General features: G+C 65.9%; 5 protein-coding genes. All 5 read right to left on the reverse strand.

What is annotated here, in order from left to right; all coding sequences use genetic code 11:
- A partial coding sequence (locus ACN4F8_RS02390; RefSeq protein WP_419472123.1) for a gamma-glutamyltransferase occupies positions 1 to 186 on the reverse strand: 186 nt, incomplete at its 3' end.
- Positions 187 to 211: 25 nt separating this feature from the next.
- The gene (locus tag ACN4F8_RS02395; protein WP_419472124.1) at positions 212 to 1048 is read right to left on the reverse strand and encodes a sulfite exporter TauE/SafE family protein; all 837 of its coding nucleotides are present in this window, start codon (positions 1046 to 1048) and stop codon (positions 212 to 214) included.
- A gap of 13 nt (positions 1049 to 1061) precedes the next feature.
- Positions 1062 to 2387: a TRAP transporter large permease gene (locus ACN4F8_RS02400; RefSeq protein WP_419472125.1), complete on the reverse strand. Its 1326-nt coding sequence runs from the start codon at positions 2385 to 2387 to the stop codon at positions 1062 to 1064.
- Entirely contained in the window at positions 2380 to 2904 is a 525-nt protein-coding gene (locus tag ACN4F8_RS02405; protein ID WP_419472126.1) for a TRAP transporter small permease subunit, read from the reverse strand. Before ACN4F8_RS02405 ends, ACN4F8_RS02400 begins: the two co-directional genes overlap by 8 nt.
- Before the next feature lie 15 nt (positions 2905 to 2919).
- Positions 2920 to 4005, reverse strand: a complete 1086-nt coding sequence (locus ACN4F8_RS02410) for a TRAP transporter substrate-binding protein (RefSeq protein WP_419472127.1) — start codon at positions 4003 to 4005, stop codon at positions 2920 to 2922.
- Positions 4006 to 4384 lie beyond the last annotated feature (379 nt).

The raw sequence follows: 4384 nt of genomic DNA on the forward strand, positions 1-4384 counted from the left end.
GATGAGCCAGAAACCGTCACCGCCGATGGCGTTCATGTGCGGGTAGACCACGGCGATGGCCGCGGCTGCAGCCACCATGGCTTCCACCGCGTTGCCGCCGTCGCGCAGCACGTCGCGCCCGGCCTGCGCGGCCAGGTGGTGGGGTGCGACAAACATGCCGCCCAGGGCGGTGAGGGTGTGGATCATTCAGGGTCTCCGTGTTGTGGTGGGCTCAGGTCAGCAGGCCGTAGAACATGCGTGCAGCGGTGAGCGCGAGGAAGAGTGCGAACACCTGGCGCAGCCGTTTGGCGTTGATCGAGTGCGCGAGTTTCGCACCCCAGCCGGTGGTGGCCAGCGTGGCCGGCACGATGAGCGCAAACCCCAGCAGGTTCACGTGGCCCAGGCTGAAGGGCGGGCGGTTGGGCACATCCAGCCCGTTGAGGAGGAAGGCCAGCGCGCCGGGGAAACTGATCACCATGCCCAGCATGGCGCCGGTGCCCACGGCGGTGTGCATGGGCACACGCAGCGCGTTCAGGATCGGCACGCTCAGCGTGCCGCCGCCAATGCCCATGAGCGTGGAGATGCCGCCGATGCCGCTGCCCAGCAGCGCGGTGCCGGCGGTGCCGGGCAGGCCGTCGGCGAGCGCAAAGCCGTCGCGTTTGAAGGCCATGTTCACCGCGACCAGCAAAGCCACCGAGGCGAACACCGCGGTGAGCGACGCACCACTCAAAAAGCGGCTGGCCACCGAGCCCACGATCACGCCCACCACCACCGAGGGCATGAGGCGTTTGATCAGGCCCATGTCCAGGCTGCCGCGCTTTCGGTGCGCGCGGCTGGACATGATGGAGGTGGGAATGATGGTGGCCAGCGACGTGCCGACCGCCGCGTGCATGCGCACCGACTCGTCCACACCGAGCAGCGTGAACAGGTGGTAGAGCACCGGCACGATGACGATGCCACCACCGACGCCCAGCAGGCCCGCGAGCACGCCCGCCACCAGGCCGGTGGCGAGCAGGGCCGCTGCCAGGCCCAGCAACCAGGCGGTGCTGTGTTGGTTGAAGAATTCCATGGCTGTGGGGCTGTCACCAGCCGATGGCCTTGGGCAGCCACAGCGCGATCTGCGGGTACAGGAAGAGCAACACCAGCGTGAGGAACTGCAGGCCGATGAAGGGGACCACACCTTTGTAGATGTCCTTGATGTTCACCTCGGGCGGGGCCACGCCCTTCAGGTAAAACAGCGCCCAGCCGAACGGCGGCGTGAGGAAGCTGGACTGCAGGTTCACCGTGATGAGCATCGCCAGCCAGACCGGGTCCACACCCATGTTCATGAGGATCGGCAGGAACAGCGGCACGGCGATGTAGCTGATCTCGATCCACTCCACAAAGAAGCCGAGCACAAAGATGATGAGCATCATGAACCAGATGGCGGTGTTGGTGCCGCCCGGCAAGGCCTCGAACATGCCGGCAATCAGGTCTTCACCGTGCAGGCCGCGGAACGAGAGCGCGAACACCTGCGCGGTCATGAGGATGAACATCATGATGGCGGTGATCTTGCTGGTGTCCAGCGCGGTGGCCTTGAGCGTGGCCCAGGTGAAGCGGCCCGAGAGTGCGGTGATGATCACCGCGCCCACGGCGCCCATGCTGGCCGCTTCGGTGGGCGCCGCGATGCCGCCCACGATGGAGCCCAGCACCGCCACCACCAGCATCACCGGCGGCACCAGCACCTTGAAGAAGCGCACCCACAGCTGGCGGCGCGAGACCGCGTCGCGCTCGGCGATCGGGATCGGCGGCATGGTCTCGGGTTTGAGCCAACCCATGACCACCAGGTAGACGATGTACACGCCGGCCAGCAACATGCCCGGGCCCACGGCGGCGGCGAACAGCGTGCCCACCGAGAGCTGCATGATGTCCGACAGCAAGATCAAGATGAGGCTGGGCGGGATGATCTGGCCCAGCGTGCCCGAGGCACAGATCACGCCGCAGGCCACGCTCTTGTCGTAGCCGCGCCGTATCAGCGTGGGCAGCGTGAGCAGGCCCAGCGTGATGATGGTGGCGCCCACGATGCCGGTGGTCGCACCCATGAGCACACCGAACAGCACGATGCCGATCGCCATGCCGCCCTTGAGGCCGCCGGCGATGTGGCCCATGACGTCGAGCAGGTCGTCGGCCAGGCGCGATTTCTCCAGCATCACCCCCATGAACACGAAGAGCGGAATCGCCATCCACTGGTAGCCGCTGACGATGCCGTAGAAGCGCGCGGGCAGCAGATTGAACAGCGTCTCGCCAAAGCCCAGCCAGCCGAACACGAAGCCGCTGACGGCCAGGCTGATGGCCACCGGGATGCCGATCATCAGCATCACGAAGAAGCCGATCAGCATGAAGACGGCGTAGGTCGACATCTCAAACATGGCTCGACTCCCCGGTGGTGGTGGGCGCATCGAGCAGGCGCACCAGGTGCGCGAGCTGTTGCAGCACCAGCAGGCCGTAGCCCAGCGGGATCAAGGCCTTGACCAGCCAGCGCAACGGAATACCGCCCGGGTCTGCCGAGGCCTCCTGGATGGAGCGCGACTGCTCCACATAGCCCAGCGACAACCAGATGAAGCCCAGGCTCACCGCGATGAGCAGCAGCGCAGAGACCACGTCGACCAAGCGCTTGGTGGCGGGCGAGTAGCGCGCGTAGAACAGGTCCACGCGCACGTTTTCACCGCGCTGCAGCGCGTGGCTCATGCCCAGGAGGATGAGGGCGGCCAGCAGGTGCCACTCGAACTCCTGCGCCCACACCGAGCCGAAGCTGAAGGCGTAGCGCAAGAGCACGTTGGTGGCGACCAGGCCGATCATGACCAGCGCGATCCAGGCGGTGAGCCCGCCGATGCGGTCGATGAAACCCTCGATGACAGTGGCCAGTGGCCGCAATACCTTGAGCATGACGCCGTTCCTTGATCAGCCGCGAACCTTGAGGTGGTACGCCTCTTCGCTGATTTCGCTCCAGCGGTCGTACTTGGCCTTGAAGGACATGTACGAGTCGTGCACCTTCTTCGTCAGCGGGTCCTTCAGGCCGTCGGCCAGCACCTTGTCGGTCTCGGCCTTCAACGCCTTGATCACGTCGTCCGGCAGCGGTCGCGCGATCACGCCCTGGTTCTTGATCAGGTCTTCCATGGCTTCGGAGTTGGCCTTCTGGCACCAGCCTTCGCTGATCACGTTGCAGGCGGCCGAGGCGTTGCTCACAATGGCCTGCAGGTCTTTCGGCAGCTTGTCCCAGGCGGCCTTGTTGATCAGCAACTCCGACACCGTGGACGATTCGTGCCAGCCGGTGGTGTAGTAGTTCTTGGCGGCCTTGTGCAGGCCCAGGCGGCGGTCCTGGAAGGGGCCCACGAACTCGGCCGCGTCGATCACGCCGCGTTCCAGCGCGGGGAAGATTTCGCCGCCCGGCAGCACCTTCACGTCCACACCCAGGTTGGCGTAGACCTTGCCGGCGAGACCCGGGATGCGCATCTTCAGGCCCTTGAGGTCGGCCACGGTCTTGATCTCCTTCTTGAACCAGCCCGTCATCTGCACGCCGGTGTTGCCGCAGGGCATGGCCACCATGCCGAAAGGCGCGTAGACCTCGTTCCAGAGGTCGATGCCGCCGCCGTCGTACAGCCAGCCGTTCATGCCCTGGAAGTTCATGCCGAAGGGCACGGCGGTGAAGTACTGCGCGGCGGCGGTCTTGCCGGTCCAGAAGTAGGCGTTGGCGTGGTTCATCTCCACCGTGCCGGCGCGCACCGCGTCAAAGCCTTCAAACGCGGGGATCAGTTCACCGGCGCCGAACACCTGGATGTTCAGGCGGCCGTCGGACATTTCGCGGATGCGTTTGGCGAGGTCGGTCGCGCTGCCCGGGCCGTCCATGTAGAAGGGCGAGCCCTTGCCGTAGGCGCTGGTCATCTTCCAGTTGAACTTGGCCGACTGCGCGTTGGCGATGACGGGAGCACCGAGCACGCTGCCGGCAACGGCGGCGCGGGTGAGGAACTGGCGGCGGATCAGGGACATGGCGGCACTCCTGTGAAGGGGTTGAAGAGGTCAGGCGGGGTGAAAGGCTGCCGTTTGTAAAGCGGCGTGCTTGTCACTTCGCAAGCGCCATGCCATGTGTTTCCTTGGGCCAAGTCCTTGATTTGATTGATGTGGCAGTTGATTTGGTTGGCATGCTTCCGAAATGGTGCATGCGGGAGCGTGCTGCGCGTGCGCCGCTGGGTGCCGAATGTTCAGTGGTTCGCCGCTGCCGTGCCGTTTGTAAGGCGATGCGGTCTGTGAGGCCGCTCATGGAAGCCAGGGCGCCACCCTGAGCCACCCCGTGCGCACAAACGGCAGCGGCGCGCGGGGGGGGGTGGGCGGCCCCCCCCCGGGGCGGGGGGGCCCGCCGGGCCCACCC

The sequence above is a fragment of the Hydrogenophaga sp. genome (assembly GCF_048549895.1).
GTDB lineage: Bacteria > Pseudomonadota > Gammaproteobacteria > Burkholderiales > Burkholderiaceae_C > Hydrogenophaga.